Consider the following 17,780-nt stretch of genomic DNA (forward strand, 5'->3'; position numbering starts at 1 on the left):
GACGCGAAAATCCCAAGCGACACACCGTACGGCGGTTCGGCTGATCCGCGACTCAGCAGAACACCCCAGTGCGCGGGTGCCTCATGCGTTTCCGCTCACTGTGCGTGGTGTTTTCTGGACGCCTCGCCGCGATTGAATCGACGCAATGCCCCCAGTCGCCAGGCGCGGGGAAGCCGTGCGGCGGCCGGGCGGAAGCCGTGCGGCGGCGCGGCCGCCGGGCAGCCGCGGTGCGGCGGCCGTGACGGGCGGCCCCCACGGCGCCCGTCACGGCCCCCAGGAGACCTGTCCAGGCACGGCGCACCGTGCCTGGACAAGCCTCATCGATCAGCGCGCGCGGAACCGGTTGATCGCGTCGATGTGCCGGCTCCGCTTTTCCTCGTCCCGCACGCCGAGACCCTCCTCCGGCGCGAGGCAGAGCACGCCGACCTTCCCCTGGTGAAGGTTCCGGTGGACGTCGAAGGCCGCCTGCCCCGTCTGCTCGAGCGGGTAGACCTTCGAGAGCGTCGGATGAATACGTCCGGAAGCAATCAGGTCATTTGCGAGGTAGGCCTCGCGGTAGTTCGCGAAATGCGACCCGATAATGCGCTTCAGGTTCATCCAGAGGTAACGGTTGTCGAACTGATGCAGATAACCGGACGTCGAGGCACAGGTAACGATCGTGCCGCCCTTCCGGGCCACGAACACACTCGCGCCGAAAGTCTCTCGGCCCGGGTGTTCGAACACGATGTCCGGGTCCTTACCGCCGGTCAGTTCCCGGATCCGCGCGCCGAAGCGGCGCCACTCCCGCGGATCCTGGGTGTTCTCGTCCTTCCAGAACTGGTAACCCTCGGCGTTCCGATCGATCACCAGGTCCGCACCCATCGAGCGGACGATGTCGGCCTTGTCCGGGCTGGACACGACGCAGACCGGGGTCGCGCCGGAGGCCAGCGCCAACTGGGTGGCGTACGAGCCGAGACCGCCGGACGCGCCCCAGATGAGCACGGTGTCGCCGAGCTTCATGCCGGCGCCGTTGTTGCTCACCAGCTGCCGGTACGCGGTCGAGTTGACCAGACCCGGGGAAGCGGCCTCCTCCCAGGACAGGTGGGTCGGCTTCGGCATCAGCTGGTTGGCCTTGACCAGCGCCAGATCGGCGAGCCCGCCGAAGTTCGTCTCGAAGCCCCAGATGCGCTGCTCGGGGTCGAGCATCGTGTCGTCGTGACCCTCGTGGCTCTCCAGCTCGACCGAGAGGCAGTGGGCGACGACCTCGTCGCCGACTTTCCACCGGTTCACGCCGGGACCGGTACGCAGCACGACGCCGGCCAGGTCGGAGCCGACCACGTGGTAGGGCAGGTCGTGCCGCTTGGTCAGCGGCGAGAGCCGGCCGTACCGCTCGAGGAACCCGAACGTGGACACCGGTTCGAAGATCGACGTCCAGACGGTGTTGTAGTTGACCGCGGAGGCCATCACGGCCACCAGCGCCTCACCGGGGCCGAGCTCCGGGGTGGCGATCTCCTGGACGTGCAGCGACTCCCGGGGGTCCTTGTCGCGGGTGGACCGCCCGGCGAACATGTCTACCTCGTCCTTGCGGACCACGACACCGCGGTAGGACTCGGGCACCTCCAGCGCGCCTACGGCATCCAGCTCATCGGCAAGGATCGCGTCGAGAATCTGCTTCACGGGTCGGCGCCTCCAGATCGTCCTGCGGGGCTTGGGGTGGCCGATGTTACCCACCAGTAATGATTCAGAAGACCGTCCTGTGACCCACTCCATCCGGCGAGCCCTGGTCAGTGCCCCTGGTCAGTGGCCTGGGCCGGGTTCCACCAGCTCGACGAGGACGCCGCCAGCGTCCTTCGGGTGGACGAAGTTGATCCGCGAACCGGCCGTGCCGCGCCGCGGGGCGTCGTAGAGCAGGCGCAGCCCCTTGGCTCGCAGCTCCTCGCTGGTCTTCTCGATGTCGTCGACCGTGTACGCCATCTGCTGGATGCCGGGTCCGGATCGGTCCAGGAACTTGCCGATCGCCGAGTCGGGACGGAGCGGGGCCAGCAGCTGCACCCGTCCGCTCGTCGGGTCACCGTCGGCGGGCACCAGCATGGCCTCCCGGACGCCCTGCTCCTCGTTCACCTCTTCGTGTTCGGAGATCAGGCCGAACTTGTCGCGGTAGAACGCGAGTGCCTCGTCCAGATCCGGAACGGCGATACCGACGTGGTCGATCCGGCGAATGGCCATCGTTACTCCCCTTCGAGCGGCACGGAATGTTGCCCGCATAGTGGCCGCTGAAGGTACGTGAGCCATCCGCGGATGGCTGTGGCCTCTCTCACGGCACGATTGAAGCTACTCATCGGTATGGTGACGTGACATCCCCGTAATTAACACTTTTCGGAGGCGTCCCAATGACTTCCGTGATCGTCAGCGGTGCACGTACCCCCATGGGACGGCTCCAAGGCTCGTTGAAGGATTTCTCCGCAGCCGATCTCGGCGGCGTGGCGATCAAGGCCGCGCTCGAGCGCGCCGGGGTCTCCCCCGAGCAGGTGCAGTACGTGATCATGGGGCAGGTGCTGCAGGCGGGCGCCGGCCAGAACCCGGCGCGTCCGGCCGCGGTCAAGGCGGGCATCCCGCTGACGGTTCCGGCGATCACGATCAACAAGGTCTGCCTGTCGGGCGTCGACGCGATCGCGCTGGCCGACCAGCTGATCCGGGCCGGTGAGTTCGACATCGTCGTGGCCGGTGGCCAGGAGTCGATGACGAACGCGCCGCACCTGCTGCCGAAGTCGCGCGCCGGGTACAAGTACGGCTCGATCGAGGTGCTCGACTCGATGGCGTGGGACGGGTTGACCGACTCGTTCGAGCACATCGCGATGGGTGAGTCCACCGAGAAGTTCGCCGGTCAGGCGGGTCTGTCCCGCGCCGACCAGGACGCGTTCAGTGCGCGCAGCCACCAGCGCGCGGCGGCGGCGGCGAAGAACGGGGTGTTCGACGCCGAGATCGCGGCGGTGGAGATCCCGCAGCGCAAGGGCGACCCGATCGTGTTCAGCGCGGACGAGGGCATCCGCCCCGACACCACGACCGAGAGCCTGGCGAAGCTGCGCCCGGCGTTCGACAAGGCCGGGACGATCACCGCGGGGTCCTCCTCGCAGATCTCTGACGGTGCGGCCGCGGTCGTCGTGATGAGCAAGGCCAAGGCCGAGGAGCTCGGGCTGACCTGGATCGCCGAGATCGGCGCGCACGGCAACGTCGCGGGGCCGGACAACTCGCTGCTGCCGCAGCCGGCGAACGCGATCCAGCACGCGCTGGGTAAGGAAGGTCTGACGGTCGCCGACCTGGACCTGATCGAGATCAACGAGGCGTTCGCCGCGGTCGGGGTCCACTCGGCGCGTGCGCTGGGGCTGTCCGAGGACGAGATCGACGCCAAGGTCAACGTCAACGGCGGGGCGATCGCGCTGGGCCACCCGATCGGGATGTCCGGTGCGCGGATCGCGCTGCACCTGGCGCTGGAGCTGCAGCGCCGCGGCGGCGGTGTCGGCGCGGCCGCCCTCTGCGGCGGCGGTGGCCAGGGTGACGCGCTCATCGTGCGCGTGCCGAAGGCCTGATCAACAGTTCTCCCGGGCCGCGGTCGTCCTACGACGCCGCGGCCCGGTGTCGTACCCGAACGAAGGAGGGCGTGACGTTGGCGAGCCGTCGGGGTGCGGACGTCGGGACGCTCGTCGCGCAGGCGCGCGAGGGATCGCCGCGCGCGGTCGCCCGGCTGGTGACGATGGTCGAGGACGCCAACCCCGCGCTGCGGGAGGTCGCGGCGACGCTCGCTCCGCACACCGGCCACGCGTACGTCGTCGGGCTGACCGGTTCACCGGGGGTCGGGAAGTCGACCAGCACCAACGCGCTGGTCGGCGCCGTGCGAGCGCGTGGGTTGCGGGTCGGCGTCCTGGCCGTCGACCCGTCGTCGCCGTTCTCCGGGGGCGCGCTGCTCGGTGACCGGGTCCGGATGCAGGATCACGCCACCGACTCCGGTGTGTTCATCCGGTCGATGGCCTCCCGCGGGCACCTCGGTGGACTGTCCTGGGGTACCCCGCAGGCGATCCGGGTGCTCGACGGTGCCGGGTTCGACGTCGTCCTGGTGGAGACCGTCGGTGTCGGACAGGCGGAGATCGAGATCGCATCGCTGGCCGACACGACGCTCGTGCTGCTCGCGCCGGGGATGGGGGACGGGATCCAGGCGGCGAAGGCCGGGATCCTGGAGGTCGCCGACGTGTTCGTCGTCAACAAGGCCGACCGCGACGGAGCGCAGTCGACCGTGCGGGACCTGCAGGGCATGCTGGGGCTGGCCGGTCACTACGCCGACGCCGACCGCTGGCGGCCCCCGATCGTCAAGTCCGTCGCGGCGCGGAACGAAGGTATCGACGACGTGCTGGCGGCCATCGACGCGCACCGCGCCTGGCTGGAGCGCACCGGCGGGCTGCGGGTCCGGCGTCGCGAGCGGGCGGCCCGGGAGGTGGAGGCGATCGCGCTGGAGGCCGTGCGGGCACGGATCGGTGACCTACGCGGGGGAGCGGCGCTGGACACCCTCGCCGACCAGGTCGCCGACGGGAAACTCGACCCCTACGGCGCGGCCGACACCCTCCTCCGCGAAGCAGGGCCGGAAGCGTCCGCGTGATGTGAACTACTGAGCGGCGCGCGATGGGCTCCAACCCGTAGTTTGAGCGTATGGCTCGGTCACCGGGGTACGCCCAGCCTGGCGACGCCGACTTACCGGCGGACTTCCCCCTCCCGGTTCCCGCCGTCGCGCACGAGCGGCGGCGTGATCTGCTGCGCAGATGGTGGCGTTCACGCGGGCACCAACGAAATCTCCGGTACTGGATGCTGTTCCGCGGGCTGCCGGTACTGCTGGCGCTCGCGGTGCTCTACGTCGTCACCGGGTTCGTCGTCGGCTGGCGGGACGCGTACGACGTCAGCCTCGGCATCGAGTCGCCTGCCGAGACGAAGGCGCCGGTCCTGGCCTGGTTCCTCTCGGTGGCCGGCTGGCTGGTCATGCCCGGTGTGGCCGGTGCGGTCGCCGGTTACGTCGTGAGCGACTCGATCGCCTCCCGCCGCTCACGCTCGCTGTCGGAGTCCTTCCCGCAGATGATCACCAAGGACGATCTCCGCGACATCCTGCGGGAACTCGACGATGAGTGAGCTGATCCCACTGCTGTGGGAGCTGGCTGCGACGGAGGATGCGGCCCCGAACGGCGCCCGCCGCGGGTTTCTCGCGCCGCCGCCGACGTCCGGCTGGCCCGGTGTGCCGAGCGAGTTCGTGCCGATGTTCGTCAAGATCCACCATGGAGCGGACGTCACACCGGCCGCGGCCGTCCGGAGTGCCCGCAACGGCAACCGCGACATCGGCTGGCGAACCGCCCAGGCGCACTGGGAAGTCGTGGTCGCGCGGGTGCTCGACACCGATATCGTGAAACCCAATGTGTCCGGAGAACTCGCGATCCGTCGAGCGGTTCGCGCATCCGCGCTACTCTTGAACAAGATGGCGCGCCAGGGACGGTGCCCCATCTGCCCGCAGCCCGCGATGGTGAGCTCCCACTAGAGGAGGCCACAATGGGATACGACGACTGGCCAGGTGTGTCCGACGTCGACCCTGTGCACCTTCGGGGTAGCTTCCGCGAGCTGAGCCGCGACCTGTTCGACGCCGCTTTCCCCGACGCCCGGCAGGGCTGGGTCGACCAACAAGTGGCGACGGCCGTAATCGAAGTGGGCACGGCGCTCGACGTCCGCCTGCTCCCCTCCGACGCCGACCTGCGCGCCGGTCGTCTGGACGGAACCGACCTGCGCGGCGCCGACCTGCGGGACGCCCAGCTGGAGAAGGCCGAGCTGGCCGGCGTCGATCTGCGGGAGACCTGTCTGGCGCGCGCCGACCTCCGTGGCGCCGTCCTCCGGGCGGCGAACCTGCGGGCGGCCAACCTGCGCTCCGCCCGGCTCGCCGACGCCGACCTGGTCCGCGCCCAGCTGCGCCGCACCGACCTGGTGGCGGCCGACCTCGCGGGCGCCGACCTGCGCGAAGCCGACCTCGGCATGGCCCACCTCGCGGGCGCCGACGCCGACCGCGCACGGTTCGACGGCGCGACGCTACCGGGCGCCGACCTGACGACGGCCTCGCTCAACCGGGCGACGCTCACCGAGGCGAACCTCCGCCGTGCCGTCCTCGACCAGGCGGTTCTCGCGGGTGCCGAGCTGCGCGGTGCCGACCTGACCGGTGCGGTGCTCACCGGCGCGGTCCTGTCCGAGGCCGATCTCACCGACGCCGACCTCTCCGGCGTCGTCTGGTCGGCCGACACGCGGTGGCCCGGCGCGCTCGCCGCGAGCATTCGGGCTCGCTCCGAGCAGATCGGCCCGGACACCTACCGGGTCCGCCCCGGCGCGACCACCCGCACCCGCGTCCCCGCCTGAGCCCGGCCCCCGCGCCCCGCAGCGCTCCGCGTCCCGCGGCGCCCCGCGCCACCCCGCAGCGCTCCGCGTCCCGCGGCGCCCGCGCCACCCCGCGCCCTGCGGGTGACGGGAAACGGGGGTGTAAGGACCGCTTACGGGCCGGTTCCGCGTGAATCGGTGGGCCCCCTCCGCGCCGAGCACCAGCCGGACTCGTCTACGCTGTGTCGGCAGGACACGTCGTCAGTATGAGTGGAGCTCCGGTGTCGAACACCCCTACCAGCACCACGTTCCGGCTCTTCCGCCTCGCGGCACTGGCCGAAGCGCTCTCCTGGACCGGCCTGCTGATCGGCATGGTTTTCAAGTACCTGATCGTCGAGAACGAGATCGGCGTCAAGATCTTCGGCCCGATCCACGGCGCGCTGTTCATCCTCTACCTGGTCGCGGTGCTGCTCACCCGGCCGGTGGCCGGCTGGAGCCTGCGCGCGACGTTCGTCGGCCTGCTCGCCTCGATCCCGCCGTTCGGGACGCTGTTCTTCGAGCGCTGGGCGGTCAAGAAGGCCTCCGAGCGGACGTTGGACCCGGCGGGCGTCTGACCGCGCGAGCCCGCCGTCGGCCGGGCAGGGGCTGAGTACCCCGCGCGAGGTGGAACACTGGGGGCATGCGACAGCCGAATCCCCGCATGACGGCCGCCTCGCTGGCAGGCGCCGTCGACCTTTCCGCTCTGCGCTCCACTCCGCCCGCGGCTGCGCCTGCCGGTGGCGGACCGGCGGCAGCCCCGACACCGGCCCCGACCGGCAACTCGCCGCACGTCATCGACGTCACCGAGGCGACGTTCCAGAACGACATCCTTCAGCGCTCGCTGCAGACCCCGGTCGTCATCGACTTCTGGGCCGAATGGTGCCAGCCCTGCAAGCAGCTGTCCCCGGTCCTGGAGAAGCTCGCTGCCGAGGCCGACGGCGCCTGGGTGCTGGCGAAGATCGACATCGACGCCAACCCCCGGCTGGCTCAGGCCTTCCGCGTCCAGAGCATTCCGTTCGTGCTCGCGATCGTGAACGGCCAGCCGGTGGACGCGTTCGCCGGCGTGCAGCCGGAGGCGAACCTCCGGCAGTGGCTCGCCGCGATCGTCAACGCGGCCGGTGGCGAGGCCCAGGTGCCCGCCGATCCGCGCCTGCTCGACGCCGACGACAAGCTCCAGGCCGGTGACCTGGACGGCGCCGAGGCCGCGTACAAGGCCCTGCTCGCCGAGGTGCCGAACGACCAGAACGCGAGCAGCGGGCTGGCCCAGATCGGCCTGATGCGCCGGCTGGAAGGCATCACCGATGGCCGAGCGGTGCTGGCCGCGGCCGACGCCGCGCCGGACGACCTGGACGCCCAGACGCAGGCCGCCGACGTCGAGTTCGTCTCCGGGCTCGCCGAGCAGGCGTTCGCCCGGCTGATCAAGCTCGTGCGTCGGACGTCCGGCGACGACCGCAACCGGGTGCGGACCCACCTGCTCGATCTGTTCGCGATCGCACCGCCGGACGACCCGGTGGTCAACAAGGCGCGCCGAGACCTCACCAGCGCGCTGTTCTGAACCCGAATCAAGGAAGCCATGTTCTGACCTGGAGCCCGCCCAGGATGAGTTTGGCGTCCGCGCGCAAGGCCGCCTCGACCTTGCTGTGGTCTCAAGGCCTTGCGCGCGGCCGTCAGGCTCGTCCTGGGCGGGCCGCCCAGCGGCGACGGGTTAGGGTGACCGCTGGCACCGCCGGGTAACCGGGCGTCACCGTCCGTGTGCCTGTGCGGTGGTACGCAGTGTCGCGGCCGACCGAGGGAGCGTTAGATGGAGCGGCGTGCGCTGTCCGCCCGGCAGACGGAGGACTCGGGGCTGGAACCCGTCGTCGACCCCCAACTGGGGCTGTCGACCACCACCTCGGACGGTGATCTGCTCGCGTCGGTGGACGAGGTCGAGAACCACAAGGATGCGCTGATCACGAAGGCTGCAGCGAGCACCGACGACGAGCTGGTCGCCGCGCTGCTGCCGGTCTACTTCCGGTACGTGCCCGCCGAGGAACTGCTGCACCGCTCGCCCGCCGACCTGGTCACGGCGACGGCCTCCCACCGGGGGCTGGGCGCGTCCAGAGCGCCCGGCGAGATGAAGCTCCGGGTGATCACTCCTCGTGGCGACGCCGGCTGGTGCGGCGGACATACGGTGATCGAGCTGGTGACCGACGACATGCCGTTCCTGGTCGACTCGGTCACCGCCGAGCTGGCCCGGCACGAGCTCGGCGTCCACCTGTTGGTGCACCCGCAGATGGTCGTGGTCCGTGACGCCGAGGGCACGCTGACCGAGGTCCGGCCGGTGGGCGACCCGGACGCGCCGGTCGCCGGCGAGGTCGTCGAATCGTGGATGCACATCGAGATCGACCGCCGGTCGCACCGGGGCGCCGAGGAGCGGCTGGAGATCGATCTCCAGCGGGTGCTCGCCGACGTCCGGGCCGCGGTGCTGGACTGGGACGAGATGCGAGCCCGCGCGTTGACGATCGCGGACGGGCTGACCCACCGGACGCTGCCGGTGCCGGACAAGGACGTCACCGACGCGCGGGAGCTGCTGCGCTGGCTGGCCGACGACCACTTCACGTTCCTCGGCTACCGCGAGTACCGGCTGGAGGGCGACGGCGACGACCGCCGCCTGGTCGCGGCGCCTGGCACCGGGCTCGGCGTCCTGCGGGACGGGCCGAACCGTCCGCGGCGGCTGGCCGACATGCCGTCCGAGGTCCGGGCGAAGATCCTCGAGAAGCGCCTGCTGATCATCACGAAGGCGAACTCGCGGTCCACCGTCCACCGTCCCGCCTACCTCGACTACGTGGGCTTCAAGACGTTCGACGCGGACGGCAACGTGACCGGCGAGCGCCGCTTCCTCGGCCTGTTCTCGTCGGCCGCCTACCTGGACAGCGTCCGCGCGCTGCCGGTGATCTCGCGCAAGGTCGACGAGGTGCTGGCGCGCTCCGGGCTGTCCCGCAGCAGTCACTCCGGCAAGGACCTGCTGCAGATCCTCGAGACCTACCCGCGCGACGAGCTGTTCCAGATCGCCACCAGCGAGCTGTTCAACACGGTGATGGCCGTGCTGCGGCTCGGCGGGCGGCGTCGGCTGCGGTTGTTCGTCCGCCGGGACGCGTACGGACGGTTCATCTCGTGCGTCGTCTACCTCCCGCGGGACCGGTACACCACGCAGAACCGGCTGCGGATGCAGGACATCCTGATGGACGCCCTGCACGGCGTCGGCGTGGACTACACGACCCGGGTCACCGAGTCCGTGCTCGCCCGGGTCAAGTTCGTCGTCCGCACCGACCCGGGCGCGTCGGTCGGCCCGATCGACGTCGACGCGCTCCAGCAGCGGCTCGCGGACGCCACCCGCAGCTGGGACGACGAGTTCGCCGCCGAGATCCGCCGGGAGATCGGCGAGGAGCAGGCCACCCGTCTGCTGCGCCGCTACGGCACCGCGTTCACCGCCGCGTACCAGGCCGAGCACTCGGCCGCCGAGGCCGTCGAGGACCTGTCCCGGATCGAGGTGCTGGAGGACGAGGGTGACCTCGGCGTCAGCCTCTACCGCACCGCCGATCGCGGGCTCCGGTTCACCGTCTACCGGCTCGGCGACGCGATGGCGCTGTCCGACGTCCTGCCGGTGTTGCACTCGCTCGGCGTCGAGGTCGTGGACGAACGTCCGTATCGGGTGCAGCGCACCGACGACAAACCGACCTGGGTGTACGACTTCGGGCTGCGGGTCCGCTCGGGCACCGACGCGCCGCACGTCGGCGGGCCGGTCGGCCGCGCGGTCGCCGAGTCCGGTCCGCTCGCGGCGCCCGGCCCGGTGGACATCCGCCGGGTGCACTCCGCGATGGAGAACGCGTTCGCGGCCTGCTGGCGCGGCGAGTGCGAGGTGGACGGCTTCAACGCGCTCGTCGTCTCGGCCGGCCTGGCCTGGGACGAGGTCGTCGTCCTGCGCGCGTACGCGAAGTACCTCCGGCAGGCGGGCAGCCGCTGGTCGCAGGAGTACGTCGAGCGGGTGCTCGCCGAGCACCCGACGATCGCGCGGCAGTTGGTCGACCTGTTCACGGCCCGCTTCGACCCGCACTTCCGGGGTGACGCGGCGGCCCGCGAGGCCGCTTCCGACACGCTGAAGACGACGCTCACCGAGGCGCTGGACGCGGTGGAGAGCCTGGACGCCGACCGCATCCTGCGCAGCGTCCTGACGTTGATCACCGCGACGCTGCGCACGAACCACTTCCAGCGCGGCCGGACCGGCAGGCACAAGCCGTACCTGAGCTTCAAGATCGACCCCAGGGCGGTGCCCGACCTTCCGGCGCCGCGCCCGGCGTTCGAGATCTTCGTCTACTCGCCGCGCGTCGAGGGTGTCCACTTGCGGTTCGGCGCGGTGGCCCGCGGTGGCCTGCGCTGGTCCGACCGGCGCGAGGACTTCCGCACCGAGATCCTCGGCCTGGTCAAGGCGCAGATGGTCAAGAACACCGTGATCGTGCCGGTGGGCTCCAAGGGCGGGTTCGTGGTGAAGAACCCGCCGGTGGGTGGCGACCGCGACGCGCTGATGGCCGAGGGCATCGAGTGCTACCGCACGTTCATCCGCGGCCTGCTCGACGTCACCGACAACCTGCGCGACGGACACACGGTGGTGCCACCGGTCGACGTCGTCCGGCACGACGGCGACGACTCCTACCTGGTGGTCGCCGCCGACAAGGGCACCGCGACGTTCTCCGACATCGCCAACGAGGTCGCGGCCGAGTACGGCTTCTGGCTCGGTGACGCGTTCGCGTCCGGCGGGTCGGTGGGCTACGACCACAAGGCGATGGGCATCACCGCCCGCGGCGCCTGGGAATCGGTGAAACGGCACTTCCGCGAGCTGGGCCTGGACACCCAGAGCGAGGAGTTCACGGTCGTCGGCGTCGGCGACATGTCCGGCGACGTGTTCGGCAACGGCATGCTGCTCTCCGAGCACATCCGGCTGGTGGCCGCGTTCGACCACCGGCACATCTTCGTCGACCCGACGCCGGACGCTGCGGTCAGCTACGCCGAGCGTCGGCGGTTGTTCGAGCTGCCGCGCTCCAGCTGGGCCGATTACGACCGCACGCTGATCTCGGCGGGCGGCGGGGTCTTCCCCCGGACGGCGAAGGCGATCGACGTGACGCCGGAGATGCGGACGGCACTCGGGCTCGCCGACACCGTGACCCGGGTCAGCCCGGCAGAGCTGATGAAGTCGATCCTGCTCGCGCCCGTCGATCTGCTGTGGAACGGCGGCATCGGGACGTACGTCAAGGCGTCGGACGAGACGCACGCGGACGCCGGTGACAAGTCCAACGACGCGGTCCGGGTCGACGGGCGGCAGCTCCGCGTCCGGGTCGTGGGGGAGGGCGGCAACCTCGGCCTGACTCAGCGCGGCCGGATCGAGTACGCACTGGAGGGCGGCCGGGTCAACACCGACGCGATCGACAACTCCGCGGGCGTCGACACATCCGACCACGAGGTCAACATCAAGATCCTGCTCGACCAGGCAGTGCACGCGGGTGAACTCACCACCGCAGCGCGGAACAGCCTGCTCGCCGAGATGACCGACGAGGTCGCCGAGCTGGTACTCCACGACAACTACAGCCAGAACGAGGCCCTCGGCCTGGCCCGGCACCTCGCGCCCCGCCTGTTCGGCGTGCACCGGCGGCTGATGTCGGAGTTGGAGCGGTCCGGCCGGCTGAACCGCGCCTTGGAGTTCCTTCCAGACGACGAGACCGCGGACGCCCGTGCGGCAGCCGGTGGCGCGCTGACGTCGCCGGAGCTGTCGGTGCTGCTCGCGTACGTGAAGATCGTGCTGGCCGACGACATCCTCGCCAGCGCCGTGCCGGACGACCCGTGGTGCCGCCCGATCCTGCGGAACTACTTCCCGACGCCGTTGCGCGAGGAGTACGCGCGCCACGCCGAGACCCACCCGCTGCGCCGGGAGATCATCACGACCGCGGTGATCAACGAGGTCGTCAACCACGGCGGGATCTCGTTCGTCTACCGCACGATGGAGGAGACCGGCGCGAGCCCGGCGGACGTCGTCCGGGCATACGCGGTGGTGCGGGACGTGTTCGGGCTCGGTGAGCTCTGGGGGGCCGCGAACGCGCTCGACGCGTCCCGGCCGGCGACCGCGCAGATCGCGGTGATGGTGCAGGCCCGGCGCGTGCTCGACCGGGGCGTGCGGTGGCTGCTGCAGAGTCGCAGCGGGACGATCGACGTCGAGGCGGAGGTCGCCCGGTTGCGTCCGGGGATGGCCGAGCTGACCGCCGAGATGGGCAGCCTGATGATCGGCAGGGAAGCCGAGCGCTACCGGTCGTTCGCGGCGGAGCTGGCGGAAGAGGGTGTCCCGGCGGACCTCGCCGACCGGGTGACCGCGGCGCTTTACGGGTTCGGTCTGCTCGACGTCGTGGAGCTGGCGCACCACACCGAGCAGTCCGGACGCGAGCTGGCGACGCTGTACTACACGCTGTCCGAGCGGTTCCGGGTCGACGAGATGCTCGACCGGATCTCGGCGCTACCGCGGATCGACCGGTGGCAGGCGCTGGCGCGGCTGGCGCTGCGCTACGACCTCTACAGCGCGCTGGACAGCCTCACGCGGGAGGTGCTGCGGCGGGTGCCCGGCGACATCCCGGCCGACGAGCGGGTGAGCCGCTGGGCGGACGCGAACGCCGACAACATCAGCCGGGCTTTGACGACGTTGGGGCTGTTGGCGGAGGATGCGCCTTCGGATCTGGCGACGCTGACGGTGGTACTGCGGCAGATCCGGACGGTGGTGCGGGCGTCGTCCGCGCACTCCGACTGAGATCCGACCCCGCGAGCCGGGCTCGTCCGCCCCGCTATGGGGCGACGCGGTCGCGGATGGTGTCGAGCACCGCCTCCGCCGCCCACGCGGCGGCGTCGGCGATGTCACGCCTGTCCATACCGAACTCGCGGCGGAACGTCACCCAGGTCCCGACGGAGTCGAGGTGCGACAGCGCCGCGATGACCGCCCTGCGCTGCGCCGCGTCGAGGGACGGCACCTCGGCATCCAGCAGCCGCTCGAGTTGCGCCCGGCTGGGCGACGGCGCCGCGCCGCTCACGCCGCGCATCGCCGTCTCGGCAACGACGTGCGCGAGCTCGGGCCGCGCGTCGTACCGGTGCATCGCGTCGCGGATCGCGAGCGGGATGTCGAAGATCGACTGCGACTCCTCGCGGGCGAACAGCGTCGCCTCGATCCACGCTGCGGTCGCCAGCAGCAGGTCGACGCGCGTCGGATAGTTGCGAAACACGGTGCGCTCGGCGATGCCGGCCCGGCGCGCGATGACCCGGTACGACACGTCGTCGCTGCCGACCTCCTCGATCAATTCGGCGTAGGCGGCGAGGATCGCCGCTTGCGTGCCGCTCAGCGCCGGGACGGTCACAACAGCACCTCGCTGCGCTCGGCGCCGCCGTGACCGGCGGCGTACTGCGCTAGCTGGACCGAGCGCTTGCGCTCGGTCATCGCTCCGCCCACGTCGCTTCGGGCAGCCTCGCGAGCACGGTGCCCACGGAGCGGTCGAACACCTCGCAAATCTCGCCGGCATCCAGCTCGAAGCCCGTGCGCAGTCGCGCCCAGAACATCGCCGATGAGAAGTAGCGCAGGGATGCCGCGACCCGCCGCCGATCCCGTCGGTTGAGCGTCGGCGCGGCTACCTCGAGCATCGCCTCGATCGCACGCGTGATGTAGGCCGGCTCGACGTCGAGCGTCGGCGAGATCGCGGATGCCCGCGCGCCGACGTACGCGTACGCGGGCGACGCGTCGAAGGCGCGGAAGCGCTCGTGGACGGAGGCGCAGAAATCGGACACGGTCACGAACGGCGGCAGCGGGAAATAGGTCTGCTCGATCCAGTTCGAGAGTGCGGCGAGCAGGTGCGCGCGCGTGGGGTACTGGCGGTAGATCGTGCGCTCCGAGATGCCGACCTCGTCGGCGAGGGCACGGTAGGAGATGTCGTCGAACGTGCGTTCGCGCAACAGCACCGCGGCGCTCGCGAGAATTGCGGTCGCGGTGTCGACCGACTCCTCCATCACGCCTCCGTCCTCCGGTCGGCTGCCCTGCGGGCGGCCGCCCAACGCGGGGGTTCGATGACTTCCGGCGGGAGCACGTATCGATCGGAATCGTCGAGCGTGAGCGCCAGCGACGAGACGTACTGCACCTCGCCGTGCGGTCCTCTCTCGGCCGAAGCCAGCATATCCGGCCGTTCGAACGTATATCCGGTGACGTGGCAGCGGAGCCGCTCGCCCGAGGGGTTGCCGTCGTCGTCGAACCGGGGGGAGTCGATGCCGTCGGTGCGGCGGCGCAGGTAGTAGCGCCCCCGCGTGGCCAGCGCCATGACCGGCGTGGCGACGACCGCGACGCCGATCGCGATGAGCACCGAGAACGGCTTGACTTCCGAGCCGAGCAGCCCGGCGAACGCGAGCAGCGATAGCACCGAGGCGAGCCCCACCGACACGAGCCCGACCGGGTTCCAGTCGTGCAGCATGCCGCGGCGGAATTCGGGGAAGCGCGGCGAGATGCGCAGTACCCACTTGTTGATGGCGATATCGGTGGCGATCGTGACGAGCCACGCCATCACGACGTTCGCGTAGAGGCTCAACACGAAGGAGATGAGGGTGAAGACGTCCAGCATCATGAGCCCGTAGGCGATCACGAGGTTGAACAGTACGAAGATCGTGCGACCCGGGTAGTGCTTCGCCATCCGGGTGAAGACGTTCGACCACGCGAGCGAGCCCGAGTACGCGTTCGTCACGTTGATCTTCACCTGTGCGACCACGATGAGCACGAGGGCGAGAACGATCGCGAGCCAGTCGGGGACGAGGGTCTGGTACATCACGACGAACTGCTTGACCGGTTCGGTCGCGCGGTGCCCGAGAGTGGGTTCGACCTTCACGAGGAGGTAGACGGCGAGAAACACCCCGATCACCTGCTTCGTGCCGCTGAAGACGACCCAGCCAGGGCCGGCGAACGCGAACGACGTCCACCACGAGCGGGTGTTCGACGGCGTGCGCGGCGGCATGGCGCGGATGTAGTCGATCTGCTCCGCTAATTGCGGGGTGAGGGCGAAGCACACGGCCGCACTCGAGACCACGGCGTCCAACTTGATCGAGCCGTCGGAGTTGCCGGTGAACGAGGTGAAGGCGCGCACCGCCTCGGGGTCGGAGACGAGGATCCACAGCAGCGGCAGCAGGGCGAGGGCGAGCCACAGAGGCGTGGTCCAGAACTGCAGGCGCTCCAGCGCGCGCATGCCGTAGATGACGATCGGGATCACGACGACGGTCGAGACGAGATAACCGAGCCACAGCGGCATGTCCGTCGCCACCTGCAGCCCCTGCGCCATGATGGCGCCTTCCAGAGCGAAGAAGATGCAGGTGAAGCCCGCGAAGACCATGGTGGTGATGATCGAGCCGTAGTAGCCGAATCCCGAGCCACGGGCGATGAGGTCGAGGTCGAGGTTGTAGCGGGCGGCGTAGTAGGCGACGGGCACGCCCACGATGACGATGATGACCGACGCGAACAGGATGCCGAGCACGGCGTTGGCGGTGCCGTGGTCGATGCCGATGCTCGCGCCGATCGAGAAATCAGCGAGGAACGCGATGGATCCGAGGGCGGTCGCGCCGACGGAGGCCGCGCTCCAGCGCCGGAAGGTGCGTGGCACATAGCGGAAGGCGTAGTCCTCGAGGCTGTCCTCCGCGGCCGCGCGCGCGTTGTCCGTCGACACAGTGGCATCCCCTCGCGGGGGATCTTCCCTGCCCGGTGTTACGACTGCATTGCGCGCAGGGACGCCGGTCATGTCCGCTCAGATCGTCATGGCGGCTCGCACGGTGGAGGTGGCTGCCGCGCCACCTTCTCCGGTCTGTGTGACGAGGCCCGAGGCGAGCACGACGTAGCGCTCGGCGGCCTCCAGGGCGAAGCCGATGTGCTGCTCGACGAGCAGCACGTTGATGCCCTCTTCGGCCAGCCGGATGATGGTCTGCTCGATCTCGGCGACGATCGTGGGTTGGATGCCCTCGGTCGGCTCGTCGAGGATGAGCAGCTTCGGCCCGGTGATGAGGGCACGGGCGATCGCGAGTTGCTGGCGCTGCCCGCCCGAGAGCAGGCCCGCCTTCCGGGCGGCGAACTGCTCCAGTGCGGGGAAGCGAGCCAGCTGCGCGTCGACCAGCGCCTTGCCGCCCCGGCGCCCGTCCGCGACGAGCTGCAGATTCTCGAGCGTCGTCAGCTGGCCGAAGGCCTGCTGACCCTGCGGTACGTACGCCATACCGCGAGCTATTCGCTCGTTGGGGCGGAGCGACGTGATGTCCTCGCCGTCGAACACCACGCGGCCCTTCGACGGCTTGATGAGGCCGATCGCCAGACGCAGCAGGGTCGTCTTGCCGGCGCCGTTGTGGCCGAGCACGGCCACGACCTTCCCGGTCGGCACCGTCACGCCGTGCAGCACCCGCGTGCGACCGTAGCCGGCGTCGATGTCGGTGAGCTCGAGCATGTCAGTCCTCCTCGCCCTTCGGCGTCGTGGCCACTGAGTCGGGCACGACCGACATGGCGGCCGTGGTCGCGGCTCCCGCCGTGCCGAGGTAGACCTCCTGCACCCTGGGATCGGCCTGAACCTCGGCCACCGTGCCCTCCGAGAGCACCTTGCCTTGGTGCAGCACCGTCACGCGGGTGGCGAAGCGGCGCATGAAGTCCATGTCGTGCTCGACCACGAGCAGGACGTGTTGTGCCGCGAGGCGCTGCAGAAGCTCGCCCGTCGCGGTGCGCTCGTCCTGGCTCATGCCGGCGACGGGCTCGTCGAGCAGCAGCACCTTCGCGTCCTGCACGAGCAACATCGCGATCTCCAGCCACTGCTTCTGGCCGTGCGACAGGACGCCGGCCGGCCGGGTGAGCTCGCCGGAGAGGCCGGTCTCCTCCAGCGCCCGTTCGATCGACGCGTCGACGCCGCGCCGGGACCGCAGCAGCGAGGCCGAGCGGCGGCGGAGTCCGGCGGCGATGTCGAGGTTCTGCAGCACCGTGAGCTCGTCGAAGACGCTCGCGGTCTGGAACGTGCGGCCGACGCCGAGCCGGACGATCTTGTGCACGGGCCGGCCGAGCAGCTCACTCTCGCCGAGCCTCGCCGACCCGGTGGCCTTGGTCAGCCCCGTGACGGCGTCGATGCAGGTCGTCTTGCCGGCGCCGTTCGGGCCGATGAGGAACCGGACCTCGCCGGGGTGTGCGTCGAAGGAGACGCCGCCGACCGCGACGAAGCCCGAGAACTCGACCTGGAGGTCCGTGACGACGAGGGAATCGACGGTCATGAGAGCGCCGCCGAAGTGAGCATCGTAGGGAGCCCTAGCGACCGAGGAGCGGA

Annotated in this window: 15 protein-coding genes; 8 read left to right on the plus strand and 7 right to left on the minus strand. The window is 70.4% G+C overall.

From position 1 onward, the window contains the following. Window positions 1–324: 324 nt before the first annotated feature. Together ccrA and mce are read right to left on the minus strand one after the other, a co-directional pair. Window positions 325–1,656: a crotonyl-CoA carboxylase/reductase gene (ccrA, locus tag BUB75_RS00695; RefSeq protein ID WP_073250357.1), complete on the minus strand. Its 1,332-nt coding sequence runs from the start codon at window positions 1,654–1,656 to the stop codon at window positions 325–327. Between the two features lie 120 nt (window positions 1,657–1,776). After that, window positions 1,777–2,205, minus strand: coding sequence for a methylmalonyl-CoA epimerase (gene mce, locus BUB75_RS00700; protein WP_143174971.1), 429 nt, complete (start codon window positions 2,203–2,205; stop codon window positions 1,777–1,779). A gap of 164 nt (window positions 2,206–2,369) precedes the next feature. On the opposite strand from mce, the gene BUB75_RS00705 reads away from it, so the two are divergent. The 8 genes from BUB75_RS00705 (at window position 2,370) to BUB75_RS00740 (ending at window position 13,228) form a co-directional block, all read left to right on the plus strand. Next, on the plus strand, window positions 2,370–3,566 hold the full coding sequence (locus tag BUB75_RS00705; RefSeq protein WP_073250364.1) for an acetyl-CoA C-acetyltransferase: 1,197 nt from the start codon (window positions 2,370–2,372) through the stop codon (window positions 3,564–3,566). A gap of 71 nt (window positions 3,567–3,637) precedes the next feature. Continuing rightward, the gene (meaB, locus tag BUB75_RS00710; protein ID WP_218617208.1) at window positions 3,638–4,627 is read left to right on the plus strand and encodes a methylmalonyl Co-A mutase-associated GTPase MeaB; all 990 of its coding nucleotides are present in this window, start codon (window positions 3,638–3,640) and stop codon (window positions 4,625–4,627) included. Between the two features lie 50 nt (window positions 4,628–4,677). Continuing rightward, a complete protein-coding gene (locus BUB75_RS00715; protein WP_143174972.1) occupies window positions 4,678–5,148 on the plus strand; it encodes a DUF6313 family protein in 471 nt (156 codons plus the stop codon). Then, window positions 5,141–5,548 carry a hypothetical protein gene (locus BUB75_RS00720; protein WP_073250369.1) on the plus strand — a complete coding sequence of 136 codons (408 nt, stop codon included), beginning with the start codon at window positions 5,141–5,143 and terminating at the stop codon, window positions 5,546–5,548. Before BUB75_RS00715 ends, BUB75_RS00720 begins: the two co-directional genes overlap by 8 nt. Before the next feature lie 11 nt (window positions 5,549–5,559). Next, entirely contained in the window at window positions 5,560–6,408 is an 849-nt protein-coding gene (locus BUB75_RS00725) for a pentapeptide repeat-containing protein (protein WP_073250372.1), read from the plus strand. A 224-nt stretch (window positions 6,409–6,632) separates the two neighbouring features. Then, window positions 6,633–6,980: a DUF3817 domain-containing protein gene (locus BUB75_RS00730; RefSeq protein ID WP_143174973.1), complete on the plus strand. Its 348-nt coding sequence runs from the start codon at window positions 6,633–6,635 to the stop codon at window positions 6,978–6,980. 65 nt (window positions 6,981–7,045) lie between these two features. After that, window positions 7,046–7,960 carry a thioredoxin gene (gene trxA, locus BUB75_RS00735; RefSeq protein WP_073250378.1) on the plus strand — a complete coding sequence of 305 codons (915 nt, stop codon included), beginning with the start codon at window positions 7,046–7,048 and terminating at the stop codon, window positions 7,958–7,960. 246 nt (window positions 7,961–8,206) lie between these two features. Further along, the gene (locus BUB75_RS00740; RefSeq protein WP_073250381.1) at window positions 8,207–13,228 is read left to right on the plus strand and encodes an NAD-glutamate dehydrogenase; all 5,022 of its coding nucleotides are present in this window, start codon (window positions 8,207–8,209) and stop codon (window positions 13,226–13,228) included. A 34-nt stretch (window positions 13,229–13,262) separates the two neighbouring features. Here the strand turns inward: BUB75_RS00740 and BUB75_RS00745 are convergent, their stop codons facing one another. The 5 genes from BUB75_RS00745 to urtD form a co-directional block, all read right to left on the minus strand. After that, entirely contained in the window at window positions 13,263–13,826 is a 564-nt protein-coding gene (locus BUB75_RS00745) for a TetR/AcrR family transcriptional regulator (protein WP_073250384.1), read from the minus strand. Window positions 13,827–13,902: 76 nt separating this feature from the next. Then, complete coding sequence (locus BUB75_RS00750; RefSeq protein WP_073252543.1) at window positions 13,903–14,469, minus strand: TetR/AcrR family transcriptional regulator; 567 nt, start codon at window positions 14,467–14,469, stop codon at window positions 13,903–13,905. Further along, window positions 14,469–16,232 (minus strand): purine-cytosine permease family protein, encoded by a 1,764-nt coding sequence (locus tag BUB75_RS00755; RefSeq protein WP_425430856.1) that lies wholly within the window; start codon window positions 16,230–16,232, stop codon window positions 14,469–14,471. Before BUB75_RS00755 ends, BUB75_RS00750 begins: the two co-directional genes overlap by 1 nt. 6 nt (window positions 16,233–16,238) lie before the next feature. Next, entirely contained in the window at window positions 16,239–16,922 is a 684-nt protein-coding gene (locus BUB75_RS00760) for an ATP-binding cassette domain-containing protein (protein WP_073250390.1), read from the minus strand. A gap of 1 nt (window position 16,923) precedes the next feature. Continuing rightward, entirely contained in the window at window positions 16,924–17,727 is an 804-nt protein-coding gene (gene urtD, locus BUB75_RS00765; protein WP_073250393.1) for an urea ABC transporter ATP-binding protein UrtD, read from the minus strand. Window positions 17,728–17,780 lie beyond the last annotated feature (53 nt).

Source organism: Cryptosporangium aurantiacum (assembly GCF_900143005.1).
Lineage (GTDB): Bacteria > Actinomycetota > Actinomycetes > Mycobacteriales > Cryptosporangiaceae > Cryptosporangium > Cryptosporangium aurantiacum.

Excerpts from the sequence above, each read along its gene's own strand:
- BUB75_RS00750 (WP_073252543.1), bottom strand. The coding sequence starts at position 14,469 with ATGGAGGAGTCGGTCGACACCGCGACCGCAATTCTCGCGAGCGCCGCG.
- urtD (WP_073250393.1), bottom strand. The coding sequence starts at position 17,727 with ATGACCGTCGATTCCCTCGTCGTCACGGACCTCCAGGTCGAGTTCTCG.
- mce (WP_143174971.1), bottom strand. The coding sequence starts at position 2,205 with ATGGCCATTCGCCGGATCGACCACGTCGGTATCGCCGTTCCGGATCTG.
- BUB75_RS00715 (WP_143174972.1), top strand. The coding sequence starts at position 4,678 with ATGGCTCGGTCACCGGGGTACGCCCAGCCTGGCGACGCCGACTTACCG.
- trxA (WP_073250378.1), top strand. The coding sequence starts at position 7,046 with ATGCGACAGCCGAATCCCCGCATGACGGCCGCCTCGCTGGCAGGCGCC.
- BUB75_RS00755 (WP_425430856.1), bottom strand. The coding sequence starts at position 16,232 with ATGACCGGCGTCCCTGCGCGCAATGCAGTCGTAACACCGGGCAGGGAA.
- BUB75_RS00725 (WP_073250372.1), top strand. The coding sequence starts at position 5,560 with ATGGGATACGACGACTGGCCAGGTGTGTCCGACGTCGACCCTGTGCAC.
- BUB75_RS00740 (WP_073250381.1), top strand. The coding sequence starts at position 8,207 with ATGGAGCGGCGTGCGCTGTCCGCCCGGCAGACGGAGGACTCGGGGCTG.
- BUB75_RS00705 (WP_073250364.1), top strand. The coding sequence starts at position 2,370 with ATGACTTCCGTGATCGTCAGCGGTGCACGTACCCCCATGGGACGGCTC.
- BUB75_RS00760 (WP_073250390.1), bottom strand. The coding sequence starts at position 16,922 with ATGCTCGAGCTCACCGACATCGACGCCGGCTACGGTCGCACGCGGGTG.
- BUB75_RS00720 (WP_073250369.1), top strand. The coding sequence starts at position 5,141 with ATGAGTGAGCTGATCCCACTGCTGTGGGAGCTGGCTGCGACGGAGGAT.
- BUB75_RS00730 (WP_143174973.1), top strand. The coding sequence starts at position 6,633 with ATGAGTGGAGCTCCGGTGTCGAACACCCCTACCAGCACCACGTTCCGG.